Here is a 17,981-nt window from a genome sequence, read left to right as displayed (position 1 = left end):
GTACGTTCAGAGGCTGGGAGACACAGGTCTCCCAGCTTTTTTAATGCCGCTGTAGCCAGTTGGGGTCTGTTGCACGATGAGCGATATCGGCAAACCAGCCTTCTTTCTCTGATTGAGGAATGGAATATCCTGCTGCATAGGCGGCTACGAGAACGGGCTTGCCCGTAGGGGGAAGCAGGATCGCCACATCGCCGGACGCGGCCCGTTCCACGGCTGGATTGTAGCCGGGCTTAACCGTCCAGGTTCCGGTCTTGTGACCGATGCGCCATCCTTCTCTCAATCCGGCAGGCATACGTTTTGGACCGGTTGTGGTGTCCAGGAGCCATTTGAGAAGCTGGGCCTGGGAAGCCGAACTCAGATTGTTGCCATAGAGCGTGTTCTGAAGGTTCGAGACCATGGCGCGTGGCGTGGTGGTGTCTCGCAGATCCCCCATTGGAACGCGGTTCAGCGCCGTCTCGTAACGATCCACTCTTGTCACTGGGTCATGATGATCGCGCAGCCAGTGAGTGAGGGCCGCCGGGCCGCCAAGCCTCTTGAGAAGGAGGTTTGCGGCGGTGCTGTCGCTTAGTGAAACTGTTGCAGCGCAAAGTTCGCCAACAGACAGACTGGCGTGCGCTGTTTTTGAAGCCGCGAGAGCGTTTTTGACTGCCGGGGACGCGGAAATGAGATCCTTGCGGCTGAAGGCGATCTCTCGACCCAGGTGTTCACGCCCATAGTCAGTCCGTGACAATGTAGCGGCAGCCAGCAGCCATTTGAATGTCGAGCACATGGGCAGGTGCGTGTCCGGGTTTTCACCGAGTGTCCGGTTCGTTTCCAGATCCAGTGCCCACCATCCGGATTGCTCCTGCTCGCGGGGTTCTGCTGACGCAATGTGTGAGAGCGTAGTCAAGGCGCAGGTGGCCCCTGCGAAAAAAGAACGGCGTTTCATGAGTTTGGAATACCGAGGTCTGCGCTCAGGTCATCAATGAACTGCGCCGCGACACGTCCAGAACGACTGCCACGCGTGAGAGACCACTGAAGCGCTTTGCGGCGAAGATCTTCTGGCGAAACAGGAAGCTTGCGGGCTGCGGCATAAGTCTGGACGATATCCAGATATTCGTCCTGGCTGGCGCCATAGAGGCCGATCCAGAGGCCAAAACGGTCTGATAGGGAGACTTTCTCCTCAATGGCTTCAGACGGATTAATGGCACTTCCGGTTTCGTTCTCGATCATGTCACGCGGCATGAGATGGCGGCGGTTTGAGGTTGCATAGACCAGAACATTGTCCGGACGTCCGCCGATACCACCATCCAGAACGGATTTGAGGGATTTGTAATCAGCATCCTGGCTTTCGAACGACAGATCATCGCAGAACAGGATGCATCGGCGATCGGTTGTGCGCAGAACGGCCAGAAGTTTCGGCAGGGTGGAAAGCTCGTCACGTTGGATTTCGATGAGCGCGAGCGTCGGCTGTCCCTTGGCGCGCTGCTCGGCGTTCACTGTGGCAATCGAAGCCTTCACCAGCGAGGATTTGCCCATGCCGCGAGCGCCCCAAAGCATCACGTTGTTGGCCGTGAAGCCTTCTGCGAAATGACGTGTATTCGTCATGACCTGCGAAATCTGCCGCTCAATCCCCCGAAGCATTGAAAGGGTAACGCCGGAAACCTTCTCAACTGGAGCAAGCGTTCCCATCGCAGCCTGCCAGATAAAGGCATCATGGTGCTTCAAAATATCAGCACTTGGCGGTTTGGGGCTCATGCGTTCGAGGCTGTCTGCAATACGTTCAAGGACGTTGAGCAGGGCGTGATCGGTCATGGAATTCGCTTTGTGCCAGTGATGAAGGAAGCGCCCGTCCTTGACGGGGAAACTCCGGACGATATGGTCCCCGCACGTTTCACTCAAGACTGGACCAATATTCCATGAGCAGTCTGTTCATTTCTTCCGCACAGGCCGCCGATGGCGGCGGGCTCCTCGCGAACCCGACGGTGCTTCAGTTCGCCCCGATGATTTTCATCTTCGTGGTTTTCTACTTCCTGTTGATCCGTCCGCAGCAGCAGCGTCAGCGCAAGCTCCGTGAAGAGCAGGGCGGTCTGCGTCGTGGTGACAAGGTTGTGACGGCCGGCGGTATCGTTGGCATCGTGCAGGCAACCCGTGACGGCAGCGACGAAGTTGATGTCGAAATCGCTCAGGGTGTCCGTGTGAAGATCGTTCGCACCACGATTACGAACATCGTGTCTCGCGACAAGGCTGCAAACGACTCCTGACCGGGTCGTAGCGCGCCAAGAAAAACGCCCCGCCGGGAGACCGGTCGGGGCGTTTTCCGTTTTCAGGCTGCTGAAAAACTCAGGCAGACTTCAGTTCGGCTTCCGCGAACTCATAGTTCGCCAGCTTGTCCAGATAGTTCGTGATGTAATCCGGACGGCGGTTGCGGAAGTCGAGGTAGTAGGCGTGCTCCCAGACGTCGAGGCCGAGAAGAGCCTTGCCCTGACCTTCGGCGAGCGGGTTGGAGCCGTTGGCCGTCTTCGTCACGGCAAGCTTGCCGGACTTGTCGAGAACGAGCCAGGCCCAGCCAGAACCGAACTGCGTCGTGGCAGCCTGCTTGAATGCGGTCTTGAAAGCATCCACGGAGCCAAAGTCTTCCGTGATTTTCTTTTCAAGCGATGTCGGCAGCTTGCCACCCGTCGGGGACAGGTTCTTCCAGAACAGGATATGGTTCCAGTGCTGGCCGGCATTGTTGAAAACCGGGGCAATGTCAGACTTGCCATGAGAGAATGCGATGATCTCTTCAAGGGACTTGCCAGCCAGTTCCGGCTTGCTTTCGACGAAGCCGTTCAGCGCCGTGACATAGGCCTGATGATGCTTGCCGTGGTGAAGTTCCAGGGTCTCCTGGCACATTCCAGCGCCTGCGAGCGCGTTGGCGGCGTAGGGCAGTGAGGGCAGTTCGAAGGCCATGATGTTACTCCTTGGCAAAATGAAGAAGTCACTCCCTCAGGGATGAGGGGTGACCACTGTCATAATCGATCTCATTTATGAGGCGTGTTGGCAACGCTGTGTTCCATCGCGCCGATGAGAGCTGAGTAGTCCTCGTCAGCATGCTGGCGGTTGGAAAGGCCCAGAGCCTGATCGGCTATGGCCATGGCAGGCATGAAGGCACCCACTTTACGTCCCGCATCAATCAGAAGGCCCATGTCCTTGGACATCAGACGCGTCGGGAACTGGGATGGGAAGGACTTGTCCTGACCCATTTTCAGTTTGCGCTTGTGATGGGGGCTGACAACAGCGACCTGCTGGAGTGTATCGAACAGGACATCGCGATCGATACCCGCTTTCAGGCCGTAGCTCACACCTTCGGCAATGACATTGAGCGTGGCACCCATGACGCCATTCACGACGAGTTTAAGCCGAGCGGCAGAGCCGGCAGGCCCGGCGTGGATTGTCAGCTTGCCAACGACATCCAGAATCGGCTTGGCGCGTTCGACAGTCTCGGCATCTCCACCAACCAGCATGACCAGGTCGCCGGTTTCGGCTTCTGGTGTACTGCCGGACATCGGGGCGTCCAGAACGACAAATCCGTTTTCTGCGGCGATCTTGGCAAGAGCCAGTGCTTGCTCCGGAGACACTGTTGACGTGTCGAGCACCAGCTTCCCTGCTGAAATGCCCGCAAGCATTCCATTTTCCCCCTGAAGGGACTGATTTTCAGCCGCATCGTTGGGAACGCAAAGGATGATCACGTCGGCAGCCTCTGCAATGGCGCGCGGGGAGGGGAGCATCTCCGTTTCGTCTTTGCCACCGGAGGGCGCAAAGGCCACGACGGAATATCCGGCACGGCGGAGATTGGCGCCCATCCGCTGGGCCATGGCGCCGTAGCCGATAAAACCGATTTTCATATCGGGCATGCAAACAGGCTCCTTACGATGCGTTGCTTCAGTTCACGCACTATGGCTGCCAGAGTTTCATTCAGATCGGAAATTGATCATGGCGATTTTTCGCTATCCACGTCCTGCACCATCGGAGATCACCCCAAAAGAGGTCTATCTTTCTCGTCGGGGAATGCTGGGAGGGAGTGCCATGAGTCTCATGGCTGCTCTTGCCGGGACGGCTGAAGCGGACGCTCTAAAAGCACATCCTGGCCCTTATTCGGGAGGGCTAACGCCCACACCGGAAGAATTCGTAACCGGATACAATAATTTTTACGAATTCGGGATGGAGAAGGATGATCCTGTTTCTCATGCAGGTGATTTCCACCCATTGCCATGGACACTCGAAATCTCAGGGATGGTGAAAAAGCCTCAACACATTGATGTTGGAGCACTGTTGAAATCCTCCGACATTGAAGAGCGTATTTACCGCATGCGCTGTGTCGAAGCGTGGTCCATGGTTATCCCGTGGGATGGCATTCCGCTGGCGAAGCTTCTGGCATTGGCCGAGCCTGACAGCAATGCTCGCTATGTTGCTTTTGAAAGTGTTGTCAGGCCCTCCGAAATGCCGGGGCAGAGCAGTGCATTTTCAGGAATTTCGTGGCCCTATGTTGAGGGTTTGAGGCTGGATGAGGCCATGAACCCGCTCACATTGCTCGCTGTCGGTATTTATGGCGAAAGCCTGCCCAACCAGAATGGTGCTCCCATCCGGCTTGTTGTGCCGTGGAAATATGGTTTCAAGGGAATTAAATCCATCCAGCGTATCCGTCTGCTGGATCGGCAGCCCCCGACGACATGGAACCGATTGGCGCCAGACGAATATGGATTTTACGCCAACGTCAATCCGCAGGTTGACCATCCGCGATGGAGCCAGGCGAGTGAACGTGTCATTGGCTCCAAGACTCTCTTTGGCACGAAACGTCAGCCAACACTGATGTTCAACGGTTATGCCGAGCAGGTCGCCAGTCTCTATAAAGGCATGAACCTGCATGAAAGCTTCTAGAGTATCAGGGAAAAGCACTGCTTTTCTGCGGAGATACTGGCACGTCGTGCTTTATCCCCTTGGCTTTATTCCAGCTGCCTGGCTGGTCTGGCAGGGACAAAGCGGAGAGCTTGGTGCTGATCCAGTCAATGTCTTTGAGCGCAGCTTAGGTCTTTGGGCTTTCCGGTTCCTGCTGATCTGCCTTGCGCTTGCTCCGATGCAAAAAATTATCGGCATCAATCTGCTAAGGTTCAGGCGGTTGACCGGATTGCTAGCGTTTTTCTACGCTGTAATGCATCTGGCCTCTTATCTCGCGCTGGATCTCCAGTTTGATATTTCAATTTTCTGGCGAGATGTAACGCGGCGCCCATTCATCATTTTGGGAATGGTATCGCTGGTGTTGCTGTTTCCACTCGCCGTGACATCAAACCGCATCTCAATGCGAGGGCTCAAGCGAAACTGGAAGCGGTTGCATCGACTGGTCTATGTCGCTGCCGTTCTGGCAGGCATACATTTCTTTCTCTCGTTCAAAACGCTGAACAGTACGACTGCCTTTTATCTGACGGTAATGGGGCTAGTGCTGCTGACAAGAGTGCCAGCGCTTGTGAGCGCTGGCAGGCGCATGTTTATGCACTCGGGCGCAAGGCGCTCCTGATCTGCGGAATAAGCTTTATCAAAGCATTTTTGCGCTGAGTCAGCAGATCGGGGTCGGCCTCGTCAGAGAGGGGGTGACATGCATCGGCAAGCAGGAGCCCGTCTGGCAGACGTGTAATTTCGCCGGGCCGGAAATCGAGCCGTGTCAGGGGAATACCGCACGCACCAAGAACAGCGATGTGAGCGCTTATGCCCAGAACCAGGACAAGGCGCAGTCGCCCCATGTCCTGTAATTCGTCGCAGAGCGCGGCACTACAGGATTCCATATCGGTCGGAAGAGATACCTGCTCCGGAGGCAGGTGTCGGGTGACAGACGTGATACGCGCCTGAATGAGAAGCGGATCACGTCTGTCTTCAGCAAAACAAATTCCCTGTGCTTCAAGAAATGGCACAAGGGTCTTGGTGGCTTTTTCCGGATCAAGGCAGACAACCAGCAACTCAGCGGACAGGGACCCAAGGCCGTCCTTTAAAGACAAGGATGGCTGGACGTCTGAACAAACAGGTGAGTGACCGTCTGATGGTGTTGAACCGGAAGAAGCCTGGGGCGTCATGTATCGCTGCTCTCGTCACTGTTGATGTCTGCTGGATGACGAACCGGCGGAGCCTGACGCGGCCTCGTTTCTGACTGGCGCCGTGTGAAGGACGGAGCAATGTCAGCCAACTCCACGAAGCGGTCAGCCTGTCTGCGCAGGTCATCGCCGATCATGGGCGGGGTCGAGCGCATAGAAGAAATGACAGTCACGCGCACGCCACGGCTTTGTGCGGCCTCAACAGCACGACGCAGATCCGAGTCGCCGCTGATGATGACGGCGTGATCCAGTCTGGAGGACTGCTCAAGCAGATCTACGGTGAGTTCGACATCCATATTTCCCTTGATACGGCGTCTTCCTGAATGATCCGTAAACTCGCGAGCATTTTTCAGCACAAGGTGGTAGCCGTTGTAGGCCAGCCAGTCTGTCAGGGGACGAAGTGGAGAATAGTCGTCCGTCTCAGGCATGGCGGCGTAGTAGAAGGCGCGCTGGAATTGGCTCTGGCTTTCAAACAGACTGCGAAGGCTACGAAAATCTACTTCAAATCCAAGGTTACGTGCGGCGTGATGAAGGCTCGCGCCATCGATGAAGAGAGCGGTGCGTTCGTTTTGACGCAAAATCATATGATATTCCTGGTTGTAAAATGTGTTGTCTCGCCTGACAGAGACAGGCCCCAACGATAGAACATGAAACGATTCAGCCAGCGATTAAGTTTGGTCAGGATTATGGCAGAAAAGCGGGGCTGCGTTGCATTGGCATGAACAGCATGCTAATGCCAGCCTCTTCTGTATTCATTTTCTATAGTTTTACCCGAAGGGGGCCAGTCGCATGGCGCGTGTAACCGTCGAAGATTGCATCGAGAAGGTTCCAAACCGTTTCGAGCTGGTTCTGCTGGCTGCCCAGCGTGCCCGCGCACTCTCCCGTGGCGAAGAGATGCTGCTCGATCGTGATAACGACAAGAACCCGGTCGTTGCACTTCGTGAGATCGCTGAAGACAAGCTGAACCTTGGTGGCCTGCGTGACGGCATCATCCGCTCGCTCGCCCGCGCTCCCGAGCCGGAGCCTGTGGATGAAGAAGTCATGGACATCATCCCGACGGACCAGAACATTTTTGGTCTGCAGGATGTTTCGGCTGAAGAAGAGCATGCTCACATGGCAGACAACATGTCTGCCGATGAAGCTGCTGCCATTGAGGCAGAGCTGGGTGGCCGGGGCCGCCGCTGATTTTCTCTGCTTTATCCTGACTGAGGGGGGTATGCTTCATGCCTGACGCATCTCCTCCTGTTGAGCGCACCGCTGTCGCGACGGGAGACTTCAAACCTTCCATCAGCGGGCTGCTCCGTCGGATCGAGAGTTACGATCCGACTGCTGATCTATCCCGCGTCGAGGCTGCCTATGATCTGGCAGCCGATGCTCATAACGAGCAGCGGCGGGATAACGGCGACGCTTACATCACTCACCCGATTGCTGTTGCCAACATTCTGGCAGGTTTCAGGATGGACACGACGTCCATCATCGTGGGGCTACTGCATGATACGGTTGAGGATACGGGTGTCTCCTGTGCATCTCTGAAAAACCGATTTGGCGAAGACGTTGCATCCCTCGTCGATGGTGTGACGAAGCTGACGCGGCTTGAGTTGCAATCTGACCGAACGAAGCAGGCGGAAAACTTCCGTAAGCTTGTGCTGGCCATGTCGCGGGATATCCGCGTCCTGATCGTCAAGCTCGCCGATCGTCTGCACAACATGCGGACGCTGCATTATGTGCAGCGCCTAGACCGGCGGCAGCGTATTGCCCGTGAGACCATGGATATCTACGCGCCGCTTGCCGAGCGCATTGGTATGGACCGGGTCAAAACGGAGCTTCAAAATCTTTCCTTTGCCCAGCTTGAGCCGGAAGCAGACGCCACGATCCGTGCCCGTCTGAACTTCCTGCGTGGGCAGGGCGCAGACATTATTGAACACATTCGCAAGGAGCTGATTGCTCTTTGTGCGGAAGCGGGTCTCGACAAGGTCGAAGTGACCGGGCGCGAAAAATCTCCCTTTTCAATCTGGGAGAAGATGCAGCGACGGAATGTAGCGTTCGAACAGCTTTCAGACATCATGGCGTTCCGTCTGCTCGTTCCAACTCGAGATGCCTGTTACATGGCTTTGGGCGCCATTCATGGCGCTTATCCGATGATTGCGGGGCGGTTCAAAGATTATATTTCCACCCCAAAGGCCAACGGCTACCAGAGCCTGCATACGGGGGTGACACTCCGTCACCCGCGTAATCAGAAGATTGAAGTGCAGATCCGTACGGCGGAAATGCACGATCTCGCTGAAAACGGCGTGGCCTCGCATTGGGCCTATAAAGAAGATGCGACGCCAAGCGAGCGGGAAGCCGCAGCGCTATCTTCGGCTTTTGGCGCCGGTAGCCGGAAGCTGCGTTGGGTGCAGGATCTTCTGGATATTCTGGAAGACAGTCAGGCCCCGGATGAGTTCCTGGAAAATACCAAGCTTGAACTCTATCAGGACCAGGTTTTCTGCTTTACGCCCAAAGGGCAGCTGATCTCGCTTCCCCGGGGTGCAACACCTGTCGACTTTGCCTATGCCGTGCATAGTCAGGTGGGCGATACCTGCGTCGGAGCCAAGGTAAACGGGCGCCTTCTGCCGTTGCGTCATGAGCTCCAGAACGGTGATCAGGTCGAGATCATGACGGCTCGTGGCGGTACACCGTCGCCGTCATGGGAGCGGTTTGTTGTTACGGGTAAAGCTCGTGCGCGCGTGCGCCGGTTTGTGGCCGCACAGCAGCGTCAGGTGCATCTGGACAATGGGCGTGCAGCCATTGCCAAGGCCTTCCGTCAGGAAGGTGTCGATGGCTCCGAAAAGGTTCTTGACGGAATCCTCAAGGAGCTTCGGCAGAGTTCCATCGAAGATCTCTATGTGGCTGTCGGGAACGGACAGTTGGGTCCGAAGGATGTGGTCAATACCGCATATCCGGATCTGCGCCAGAATGGTCGGGCGCCTCGGATGGTGCCGGGTCTGTCACCGCGCTTTGGTCAGTCGCTTCTTTTGGGGGCGGGAAGTGGACCGGCACGTCAGTCGCCTGTTGTTCAGTCTACGAATATTCTCAAGGGTATCGGCACAGGGATTGCGACGAGTTTTGCCGGATGCTGCCGCCCGCTGCCGGGCGACCCGATTGTCGGCATCATAGCGCAAAGTAAGGGCGTGACGATCCATCGACGTGGGTGCCAGAACCTGTCGAGTTTTGCAGATACGCCAGAGCGCTTCATTGAGGTGGACTGGGACTATGAGGCGCTCGGAAGACGTAAGGATGCGGTTCCTTACACGGCGCGCCTGTCGGTTATTGCGGCAAATGAGCCCGAAGTTCTGGCGACCCTGACCAATACCGCAGCCAAATATAATGGCAGCGTCATCAACCTCAAGATTGTGAACCGTCAGCTCGATTTCATGGAGATCTTGGTTGATCTTGAAGTTCGCGACCTAAGGCATCTCTCGTCACTTATTGCCGCGTTCCGGACTGCCGTGGGTGTGATGCAGGTGGAGCGCGCGAAGGGATGACGGCGTGATTCTAGGCATGGGAACAGACCTGTGCATGATTTCCCGCATCGAACGCAGCATTGAACGGTTTGGAGATCGCTTTCTTGACCGGGTATTCACCGAAGCCGAGCGTAGTCATGCCGAGCGTCTGTCCGGTCAGGCGCGGACGGGAAGTTATGCCAAGCGTTGGGCAGCCAAAGAAGCGTGCGTCAAAGCTTTGGGGACAGGGGTTGCTGATGGTGTGCAACTTCAGGACATTGGGGTTCTGAACGATAAAAAGGGTGCTCCAAGGCTCGTTCTATCCGGCGGAGCTCAGCTTGCTCTGGAGCGTCTGACGCCATCAGGATGTCGGGCAGACGTTCTTGTGAGCCTGACGGATGACCCTCCCTTTGCATTGGCGCAGGTCATCATTCAGTCTGTTAGGGTTTGAAGCGCTCGCCATTGCGGGCAAGCTGCGTTAAGAGCGTCCCATGACTCAGGAGAAAAGCCCCGTGAAGGGTTCAGAGAAGGCTGGTGCAAAGCCGGCGGCCCGTGAAGAATCTCTGGGAGAGAGCGTGCGCTGGCTTGCCCTTATGGTGCTGGCTGTCGTCGCCGTGCGTTCTCTGGTGTTTGAGCCGTTCAATATCCCCTCAGGCTCGATGATCCCGACCTTGCAGATCGGTGATTTCGTTCTGGTATCGAAATCCAGCTACGGCTATTCACGGTTTTCGTTCCCGTTTTCGCCCAATCTCTTTAATGGACGGATCATGGGCTCTGAGCCGCATCGTGGCGATGTGGCTGTTTTCCGGTTCACCCAGAACACTTCCGTTGATTACATCAAGCGGATTGTCGGACTGCCAGGTGACCACATCCAGATGACGGGCGGAAAGCTCTTCCTTAACGGAATTGAGGTGCCGCGGACGTCCCTTGGGCATTACGAAGTTGTCGACGAAAATAACCGTCTGCTGAGCGGTGACCGATATCGGGAAGCGCTGCCTGGGAGTGCCGGGCGCCCACCTGTCGAGCATGATATTCTCAAGCTGACGGACGAAGGCTTTGCCAACGACACGCCAGAATATGTCGTGCCGCAGGGTTATTTCTTCGCGATGGGTGACGACCGGGACGATAGCGCTGACAGTCGTTTTCAGGGTGATGGCCCGGATGATCTCGGCTACGTCCCGATGCAGAACCTTGTAGGGCGTGCGCCGCTTGTTCTGTTCTCCATGGATTTGCGGCATCCGGCATGGCAGTTCTGGTACTGGCCGGTCGAAATTCGCTGGAACCGTTTTCTGCATCCTGTCACATGAAACTTTCACAGGAAGAGGCCATGGAGGCCATGGAGCAGGCGCTCGGTCATCGCTTTGCGAACCGGGATCTGCTCGTGGAAGCTCTGACGCATCGTTCTGCGGTCAGTGGGCGTGATCCTCGTCGTGGCAAACGTACGCAGGGCCCTAAGGGAACCGGTTCGAATGAGCGACTGGAATTCATTGGAGACCGGGTGCTGGGCCTTCTGATGGCAGAGTGGCTGTTCGAACACTATCCGCTGGAGCAGGAAGGCGCGCTGGGTCCGAGGCATGCCCATCTTGTTTCCCGACCGGTTCTCGCTGAAATCGCGGATAACATCCACTTGTCCTCGGCTCTGACGATTTCACCGCATGAAGAGGCCGCCGGTATTCGGCGCCTGTCCAGCATCCGGGCAGATGCCATGGAAGCTCTGTTAGGTGCTCTTTATCTGGATGCCGGGCTGGAGCCTGCGCGGCGTGTTGTCCGTCAACAGTGGGAAGGGCGGATCGACAGTCATGCCCGGCCTCACAAGGAGCCCAAGACCCTTTTGCAGGAATATCTCCTGTCCAAAGGGCTCCCGCTCCCGAAATATGAACTCCTCGCCGCAGAGGGGCCGTCTCATGCGCCCGTGTTTCGTGTCGCCGTTCAGGCATTTGGCCTGACGGGACATGGAGAAGCAGGCAGTAAGAGAGTGGCCGAGAGTGCGGCGGCAATAGATCTTCTGAAACGTCTTGGTCAGAACGTAGCGTCGTGAGGCGCATGTGGAAAAGGATTGGTACATGACCACACGCTGCGGTTTCGTGGCCCTTGTCGGGTCCCCGAATGCTGGAAAATCAACCCTTCTGAACCGGATTGCCGGTGCTAAACTGTCGATTGTGAGCCCCAAAGCTCAGACGACACGCTTTCGCACGCTGGGAATTGTGGTTCGCAACAATGCCCAGATCATCCTTGTGGATCTGCCTGGTATTTTCAAGCCGCGCCGTCGGCTTGACCGGGCCATGGTCAACGCGGCTTGGACGGGATCTCAGGATGCCGATCTGACGCTTCTGCTGATCGACGCCAAGGCTGGTTTGAGGGATGATGTCCGTGAGATCATTGGCAAGCTTGCGGGAAGCGGCAAGAGAGTCTGGCTTGTTCTGAACAAGACGGATCTTGTTGGTGCTGAAGAATTGCTGCCGCTGACAAAGGATGTCAGCAGCCTGATCAGCGTTGAATATGTGTTCATGCTGAGCGCCCGTTCCGGAGACGGCGTTGATGACCTGATGGATCATCTGGCACGTGAACTGCCGGAAGGCCCGTATCTCTACCCTGAAGACGATCTGACGGATCTTCCGGATCGTCTTCTTGCGGCTGAGCTGGTGCGCGAACAGATCTTCATGCAGACGCATGAAGAGATCCCATATCAGGCGACAGTCGAGACCGAGAGCTTCAAGGAGCGTCCGGATGGATCAGTGCGCGTGGAAGTCACAATCTACGTGTCACGCCCTGGTCATAAGGCGATCCTGATTGGCGAAGGCGGCCATAAAATCAAATCCATTGGTGCACGAGCACGATTGGAGCTTCAGGGCCTACTTGAGCGAACCTGCCATCTTTTCCTGAACGTCAAGGAGCGGGCAGGCTGGGATGAAGAGAAGGCACGCCTGAGGGCGATTGGCCTCGAAGAGTAACAGGGTGGAAACGCTGTCAACGGGGCTTTTCATAAGAAGCCTCGTGTCTGACATCGCTTGTTCCAAGCCCTCTGCGTCTGTATGACAGGCGCAAAGTCACCACAAATCCAGCAAGAGACGGGCACGATGACCGAACAACGAGACAAAAGCCCCTCCTACAAACGTGTTCTGCTCAAGGTGTCAGGTGAAGCCCTGATGGGTAAGGGCTCGGGTGGAGTGGACCCGGAAATGGTGGACATGGTCGCCGCCGATATCGCCGCAGTTGTGGCGTCTGGTGTGCAGGTCTGCCTCGTTGTCGGTGGTGGCAACATTTTCCGTGGCCTGTCCGCGGCGGCACGTGGCATGGATCGTGCGCAGGGTGACTATGCCGGTATGCTGGCAACGGTCATCAACGCACTGATGCTCCAGAACGGCCTTGAACGTCAGGGGCTTGAAACGCGCGTCATGACGGCCATTCAGATGGCCGCGATTGCTGAGCCCTACATCCGTCGTCGGGCAGTCCGTCATATGGAGAAGGGACGCGTTGTTATCTTCGCTGCCGGAACGGGCAACCCGTACTTCACAACGGATACAGCTGCCGCCCTGCGTGCCAATGAAATGGAATGCGACGTCGTGTTCAAGGGAACGCAGGTTGATGGCATCTATTCCGATGATCCGCGTCGTAATCCTGATGCCGTGCGTTATGATCAGTTGACGTACATGGATGTTCTGGCTCGTCAGTTGAATGTCATGGATGCCGCAGCGATCAGTCTTGCCCGTGAAAATAAATTGCCCATCGTGGTCTTCAACATGCATGCTCCGGGCGCGTTTGCAGCCGTTGTGCGTGGTGAAGGTCGCTTTACACGGGTTATCGAAGCAGGCTGATCGCCTCAATTTTAACGAACCTTTCAGGATATTCTCCTGAACTTACGTTGATTCAGAAAGGAACAGCTTAATGTCTGCTGACCTGAAAGACCTGATGGCTGACCTCACGCGCCGTATGGATGGTGCGATTGAGAGTCTGCGTCGTGACCTCTCTGGGCTGCGGTCTGGTCGTGCCAGCCCGAACCTGCTGGAGCCGATCCGGGTTGAAGCCTATGGCTCCGAAGTGCCGCTTTCTCAGGTGGGATCTATCGCTGTACCGGAAGCCCGGATGCTAACGGTTTCCGTCTGGGATCGTACGCTGGTTGGTGCAGTGGAACGTGCCATCCGTGACGGTGGCCTGGGTCTTAACCCTGCTGCTGACGGTCAGACGATCCGCGTTCCCATTCCGGTGCTGACGGAAGAGCGTCGTAACGAACTGGCGCGTGCAGCCAATCGTTATGCCGAAAACGGTAAGATCGCTGTACGTGGTGTTCGTCGTGACGGCATGGAACAGACGAAGTCGCTCGAAAAGAAGGGTGACATCAGCCAGGACGACATGAAGTCTTGGACGGATTCCGTGCAGAAGCTGACAGACCAGTACGTCAAGAAAGTTGACGATATTCTCGCGGAGAAAGAACGCGAGATCAAACAGGTCTGATACCTTCGTTGACAATGGGATCTCTTCCTCAGACCAGCACGCCTTCTCTTTCATCAAGAGAGGGGGAAGGTGCCGCTGTTCCCGTCCATGTCGCCATGATCATGGACGGGAATGGGCGTTGGGCGCGCTCGCGCAATCTGCCAGTTGCAGCCGGGCATCGGAAAGGTGCCGAGGCTGTGCAGGATTGCGTTCGTTCGGCCATTCGCCAGGGCGTGCGCTATCTGACGCTTTACGCTTTTTCTTCGGAAAACTGGCGGCGGTCTGCTGAGGAAGTCGGTGACCTGACATCGCTCCTGCGTTTCTATCTGCGCCACAAGCTCAATGAATTGCATGAGCAAGGGGTGCGTTTGCGCGTTATCGGAGAGCCTGAGCGGTTTGAAGGAGCGTTGCGCGAGGAATTGCGCCGTGCGGAAGCAAAGACTGCTTCCAACACGACCCTGACTCTGACGCTCGCCCTGTCCTATGGCGGACGAGCAGATATCGTTCAGGCGGCACGACGTCTTGCGGATCAGGTTGCCAATGGAACATTGGCATCGTCAGATATTACTGAGGAGCGTCTGGATCAGGCGCTTCAGACGTCCGATATGCCAGATCCGGATCTCGTTATTCGGACAAGTGGAGAATGTCGTCTCTCCAACTTTCTGCTTTGGCAGAGTGCTTACGCGGAACTGGTGTTCATGGACGTCCTGTGGCCGGATTTCGGGGAAGCTGAGTTCGTTCAGGCGCTCTCGCATTTTGCCGGGCGTCAGCGCCGTTTTGGCGGTCGGCCAGCATGAGCGGATCTTCCCGGTGGTCTGATCTGAAGCTGCGTCTGACGTCAGCTGTCATTCTCGTTGTCGTTGCCGGGGGATGCCTCTGGCAAGGCGGCATGATCTATAACGCTCTTATCCTGCTGGCCATGTTCGGGCTGGTTTGGGAAGGGCTTACCCTCATCAAGCAGCCATTACACACCTGGCGCGGCATCCTCCTTCTTCTCTGGCCGATGGTGTCAGGGGTTGCGGCCCTTCGCGGTGAATGGAGCGGCGCATTCTGGATGGTTTGGCCAAGCCTCATTTTTGGTATTCCAGCCTGTATTCCTGTTGTCGTCTCCATTCTGGGCGGTCTCTCGCTCCTCTGGCTTCGGCATTTGCCCTATGGTTTGGAGAGCGTTCTGTTCGTGCTGTGCGTTGTGATCGCCAGCGACAGTTTTGCTTATCTGACAGGCCGCATCTTTGGTGGCCCTAAACTGGCCCCTTCAATCTCTCCCGGAAAAACCCGCTCGGGCGCAATTGGCGGCCTGATCGGTGCGTCTTTTGCCGGGGGAATGGTGGCCTGGCTTTCTGGAGCGGGCTTTGTGGGTGGTGGTCTCCTGTGGGGGGCGGTTCTGGGTGTTTTCTCCCAGAGTGGTGATCTGCTTGAAAGTGCGGCCAAGCGTAGACTGAACGTCAAGGATTCCGGCCGTCTGATTCCAGGCCATGGCGGCCTGCTGGATCGTTTTGATGGCCTACTGGCTGCGGCACCGCTTGCCGCGCTTTTGTCACTGGCAGTTACGGGGCAGGTGTTCTGGTCTGCCACTCCTGCGGATCTGATAGGCGGGTCTGCGCATCGTATCATTCCTCAGGGGGAATCTTCTCATGATTGACGGTTCTGTGGCCAAGCCTCGGCGGATCAGCGTTCTAGGCAGTACAGGTAGCATCGGTACTTCGACGGTCGATCTACTCAAGCAGATGGGCGGCGATATTGAAGTGCGGGCGCTGGTCGGGGGGCGGAATGTTGCGCTTCTTGCGGAGCAGGCTCGTGAACTTCGCGCTGAAATTGCTGTCATTCACGATGAGAGCCTGCATGATGATCTGAAAGCACGGTTGGCAGGGAGCGGTATCCGCACCGCAGCCGGGCGTCAGGCCGTTATTGAGGCCGGTGCGATGGAAGCGGACTGGACCATGGCTGCCATCACAGGCGCAGCGGGTTTGGAGCCGACACTTGCTGCCGCACGCAATGGTCATGCAATCGCGCTCGCCAACAAGGAAGCTCTCGTCTGCGCGGGCGATGTAATGCTCCGGGCTGTTGGCGAAGCTGGTGCGACGCTTCTTCCTGTCGATTCAGAGCATAATGCGATCGCCCAGGCCTTGGGTGGTTGTGACATGAGCACGGTCGAAAAGATCGTGCTGACAGCTTCAGGCGGCCCCTTCCGTCAGTCCACTCTGGAAGAGATGCGTGAGGCGACGCTTGAAAAGGCGTTGAAGCATCCTACCTGGACGATGGGTGCGAAAATCACGATTGATTCGGCTTCCATGGCCAATAAGGGCCTGGAGGTTATTGAGGCCGCACGTCTGTTTGGTCTGACAGAAGACCGCATTGATGTTCTGGTACACCCTCAGTCTGTGGTGCATGGGCTTGTTCAGTTCCGCGATGGCAGTCTGGTCGCGCAGATGGGGTCAGCAGACATGCGTATCCCCATTGCTCACACTCTTGCTTGGCCTGACCGCATGGAAACACCATGCCAGCGCCTGGATCTGACAGCTTTCGGGCGCCTCGATTTCGAGGCCCCAGATGAGACGCGTTTTATTCCCCTACGACTTGCCCGTCAGGTTCTCAGGGCAGGAGGGGCTGCTCCCGCAGTTTTCTCAGCAGCCAATGAAGTTGCCGTGGACGCTTTTCTGAACCGTCGGATAGGATTCCTTGGTATTGGTGAAACCATCGATAGCGCTCTTCAGGCCATGACGGAAAATCCTGAACTGACGACGCTGGATGAAGTCCTGGAATGGGATGCGCGCGGTCGGGCATTGGCAGAAGAGCATATTCTTCGCGAAAGCGGCCGACTGCGGAACACAGTAAGCGAGACTGCCCTGCATGCATGATTTTCTGCGTACCATTCTTGCCTATGTTCTGATTCTTGGTGTTCTCGTGTTTATCCACGAGTTGGGCCATTACCTTGCTGCCCGGTGGCGCGGGGTAAAGGTTGAGACATTCTCCATCGGTTTTGGGCCTGCTCTTCGCCGGTGGCACGACAAATCCGGCACTGAATGGCGCCTGAGCGCGATTCCGCTCGGTGGGTATGTCAAACCGCACGGGTTTGAAGGCCCTGACGATGCCACGGATGAGCAGAAAGCGGCTTGGATTCCCGGGCGCACCTTTCATGACAAGCCTGTCGGTTCCCGCGCGCTGGTGATCGTGATGGGGCCTGTTTTCAATTTTCTGTTTGCGATTGTGGCGTTTACCCTGCTGTTCGCAACGGTGGGCAAGCCGCAGCTTCGCGGGGATATTTCCCAGGTTGTGGCAGGCAGTGCCGCAGAGAAGGCGGGTGTAAAAACGGGTGATGTCATTACCCGGATTGGCTCGCTGTCCATTTCCGGTCCTGAAGATGTCATGGGGACGGTAGCGGCACGACCAGGCGCTGAGACCACACTTGAAGTGCGCCGGAACGGCCAGGATCTGACGTTGCCCGTGACAATTGGCAGCGTAAAGGCTGGCTCCCATCCGACTGGTGTTCTGGGCGTTGGTTTTGCGGCTTCTCCGGGGAAACCGGTTTCGCCGATCAAGGCGGCGGTCATGGGTGTTCAGGAAACCTGGACCATGTCAGTGCGGACGTTGCAGGGGGTCTGGCAGATCATTTCCGGGCAGCGCAGTGCACGGGAGCTGGGTGGAACAATCCGAATCGCGCAGATCTCCGGACAGGTCGCCAGCTATGGCATGGCCAGTATTGTGTCGTTCATGGCGCTTCTTTCCATCAATCTTGGACTGATTAATCTGTTTCCGATCCCGGTTCTCGATGGTGGACGACTGATCTTTTATGCTGTCGAAGCCATTAAGGGACGCCCGGTTTCACGCCGTGTTCAGGAAGTCAGTATGCAGGTCGGAATGGCGCTTATCGGCGCGCTTTTCCTCTTTTCAACAGTGAATGATCTCACGAATTTGGGTCTGTTTCACTGGATGTTTCACGCCGGAAGCTAATGTGAGATACGCCCGG

General features: G+C 56.6%; 21 protein-coding genes. 15 read left to right on the top strand and 6 right to left on the bottom strand.

Annotation, left to right across the window (positions count from 1 at the left end; all coding sequences use genetic code 11):
- Positions 1-40 precede the first annotated feature (40 nt).
- Both bla and ABDK75_RS10810 read right to left on the bottom strand, forming a co-directional pair.
- A complete protein-coding gene (bla, locus tag ABDK75_RS10815; RefSeq protein ID WP_346005898.1) occupies positions 41-928 on the bottom strand; it encodes a class A beta-lactamase in 888 nt (295 codons plus the stop codon).
- Complete coding sequence (locus ABDK75_RS10810; RefSeq protein ID WP_346005897.1) at positions 925-1,794, bottom strand: ATP-binding protein; 870 nt, start codon at positions 1,792-1,794, stop codon at positions 925-927. Before ABDK75_RS10810 ends, bla begins: the two co-directional genes overlap by 4 nt.
- Before the next feature lie 104 nt (positions 1,795-1,898).
- Here ABDK75_RS10810 and yajC point away from each other — a divergent pair, with 104 nt between their 5' ends.
- On the top strand, positions 1,899-2,243 hold the full coding sequence (yajC, locus tag ABDK75_RS10805) for a preprotein translocase subunit YajC (RefSeq protein ID WP_086634449.1): 345 nt from the start codon (positions 1,899-1,901) through the stop codon (positions 2,241-2,243).
- Positions 2,244-2,322: 79 nt separating this feature from the next.
- On the opposite strand, the gene ABDK75_RS10800 is transcribed toward yajC, so the two are convergent.
- Together ABDK75_RS10800 and ABDK75_RS10795 are read right to left on the bottom strand one after the other, a co-directional pair.
- The gene (locus ABDK75_RS10800) at positions 2,323-2,931 is read right to left on the bottom strand and encodes a superoxide dismutase (RefSeq protein ID WP_046899798.1); all 609 of its coding nucleotides are present in this window, start codon (positions 2,929-2,931) and stop codon (positions 2,323-2,325) included.
- 71 nt (positions 2,932-3,002) lie between these two features.
- Complete coding sequence (locus tag ABDK75_RS10795) at positions 3,003-3,875, bottom strand: NAD(P)-dependent oxidoreductase (protein ID WP_211497791.1); 873 nt, start codon at positions 3,873-3,875, stop codon at positions 3,003-3,005.
- A 79-nt stretch (positions 3,876-3,954) separates the two neighbouring features.
- On the opposite strand from ABDK75_RS10795, the gene msrP reads away from it, so the two are divergent.
- Both msrP and msrQ read left to right on the top strand, forming a co-directional pair.
- Complete coding sequence (gene msrP / locus ABDK75_RS10790) at positions 3,955-4,899, top strand: protein-methionine-sulfoxide reductase catalytic subunit MsrP (RefSeq protein ID WP_346005896.1); 945 nt, start codon at positions 3,955-3,957, stop codon at positions 4,897-4,899.
- Complete coding sequence (gene msrQ / locus ABDK75_RS10785; protein WP_346005895.1) at positions 4,886-5,533, top strand: protein-methionine-sulfoxide reductase heme-binding subunit MsrQ; 648 nt, start codon at positions 4,886-4,888, stop codon at positions 5,531-5,533. Before msrP ends, msrQ begins: the two co-directional genes overlap by 14 nt.
- On the opposite strand, the gene ABDK75_RS10780 is transcribed toward msrQ, so the two are convergent.
- Together ABDK75_RS10780 and ABDK75_RS10775 are read right to left on the bottom strand one after the other, a co-directional pair.
- Complete coding sequence (locus tag ABDK75_RS10780; protein WP_346005894.1) at positions 5,505-6,083, bottom strand: hypothetical protein; 579 nt, start codon at positions 6,081-6,083, stop codon at positions 5,505-5,507. The genes msrQ and ABDK75_RS10780 overlap by 29 nt on opposite strands.
- Positions 6,080-6,685: an NYN domain-containing protein gene (locus ABDK75_RS10775; RefSeq protein WP_046899794.1), complete on the bottom strand. Its 606-nt coding sequence runs from the start codon at positions 6,683-6,685 to the stop codon at positions 6,080-6,082. Before ABDK75_RS10775 ends, ABDK75_RS10780 begins: the two co-directional genes overlap by 4 nt.
- A 205-nt stretch (positions 6,686-6,890) precedes the next feature.
- Here ABDK75_RS10775 and rpoZ point away from each other — a divergent pair, with 205 nt between their 5' ends.
- The 12 genes from rpoZ (at position 6,891) to rseP (ending at position 17,965) form a co-directional block, all read left to right on the top strand.
- The gene (gene rpoZ / locus ABDK75_RS10770; protein ID WP_046899793.1) at positions 6,891-7,286 is read left to right on the top strand and encodes a DNA-directed RNA polymerase subunit omega; all 396 of its coding nucleotides are present in this window, start codon (positions 6,891-6,893) and stop codon (positions 7,284-7,286) included.
- Between the two features lie 38 nt (positions 7,287-7,324).
- The gene (locus ABDK75_RS10765) at positions 7,325-9,625 is read left to right on the top strand and encodes a bifunctional (p)ppGpp synthetase/guanosine-3',5'-bis(diphosphate) 3'-pyrophosphohydrolase (protein ID WP_064273905.1); all 2,301 of its coding nucleotides are present in this window, start codon (positions 7,325-7,327) and stop codon (positions 9,623-9,625) included.
- A gap of 4 nt (positions 9,626-9,629) precedes the next feature.
- Positions 9,630-10,034, top strand: a complete 405-nt coding sequence (acpS, locus tag ABDK75_RS10760; protein WP_346005893.1) for a holo-ACP synthase — start codon at positions 9,630-9,632, stop codon at positions 10,032-10,034.
- Between the two features lie 61 nt (positions 10,035-10,095).
- Positions 10,096-10,890, top strand: coding sequence for a signal peptidase I (lepB, locus tag ABDK75_RS10755; RefSeq protein WP_083956265.1), 795 nt, complete (start codon positions 10,096-10,098; stop codon positions 10,888-10,890).
- Positions 10,887-11,621, top strand: coding sequence for a ribonuclease III (rnc, locus tag ABDK75_RS10750; protein WP_046899789.1), 735 nt, complete (start codon positions 10,887-10,889; stop codon positions 11,619-11,621). The genes lepB and rnc overlap by 4 nt, the downstream gene beginning before the upstream one ends.
- Positions 11,622-11,646: 25 nt before the next feature.
- Entirely contained in the window at positions 11,647-12,534 is an 888-nt protein-coding gene (gene era, locus ABDK75_RS10745) for a GTPase Era (RefSeq protein ID WP_211496029.1), read from the top strand.
- 126 nt (positions 12,535-12,660) lie between these two features.
- On the top strand, positions 12,661-13,398 hold the full coding sequence (gene pyrH, locus ABDK75_RS10740) for a UMP kinase (protein WP_086634455.1): 738 nt from the start codon (positions 12,661-12,663) through the stop codon (positions 13,396-13,398).
- A gap of 70 nt (positions 13,399-13,468) precedes the next feature.
- Positions 13,469-14,035: a ribosome recycling factor gene (gene frr, locus ABDK75_RS10735; RefSeq protein ID WP_046899786.1), complete on the top strand. Its 567-nt coding sequence runs from the start codon at positions 13,469-13,471 to the stop codon at positions 14,033-14,035.
- Positions 14,036-14,049: 14 nt separating this feature from the next.
- Positions 14,050-14,811 (top strand): polyprenyl diphosphate synthase, encoded by a 762-nt coding sequence (gene uppS / locus ABDK75_RS10730; protein WP_086634456.1) that lies wholly within the window; start codon positions 14,050-14,052, stop codon positions 14,809-14,811.
- Positions 14,808-15,656, top strand: coding sequence for a phosphatidate cytidylyltransferase (locus ABDK75_RS10725; RefSeq protein ID WP_346005892.1), 849 nt, complete (start codon positions 14,808-14,810; stop codon positions 15,654-15,656). Before uppS ends, ABDK75_RS10725 begins: the two co-directional genes overlap by 4 nt.
- Positions 15,649-16,872 carry a 1-deoxy-D-xylulose-5-phosphate reductoisomerase gene (gene dxr, locus ABDK75_RS10720; RefSeq protein WP_346005891.1) on the top strand — a complete coding sequence of 408 codons (1,224 nt, stop codon included), beginning with the start codon at positions 15,649-15,651 and terminating at the stop codon, positions 16,870-16,872. Before ABDK75_RS10725 ends, dxr begins: the two co-directional genes overlap by 8 nt.
- On the top strand, positions 16,865-17,965 hold the full coding sequence (gene rseP / locus ABDK75_RS10715) for an RIP metalloprotease RseP (protein ID WP_099210562.1): 1,101 nt from the start codon (positions 16,865-16,867) through the stop codon (positions 17,963-17,965). The genes dxr and rseP overlap by 8 nt, the downstream gene beginning before the upstream one ends.
- Positions 17,966-17,981 lie beyond the last annotated feature (16 nt).

Origin of the sequence: Gluconobacter sp. OJA (assembly GCF_039638325.1) — a bacterium.
Classification (GTDB): domain Bacteria; phylum Pseudomonadota; class Alphaproteobacteria; order Acetobacterales; family Acetobacteraceae; genus Gluconobacter; species Gluconobacter cerinus.
Note: the sequence above shows the minus strand (reverse complement) of the source record. Positions and strands in the feature narration are given on the sequence as shown.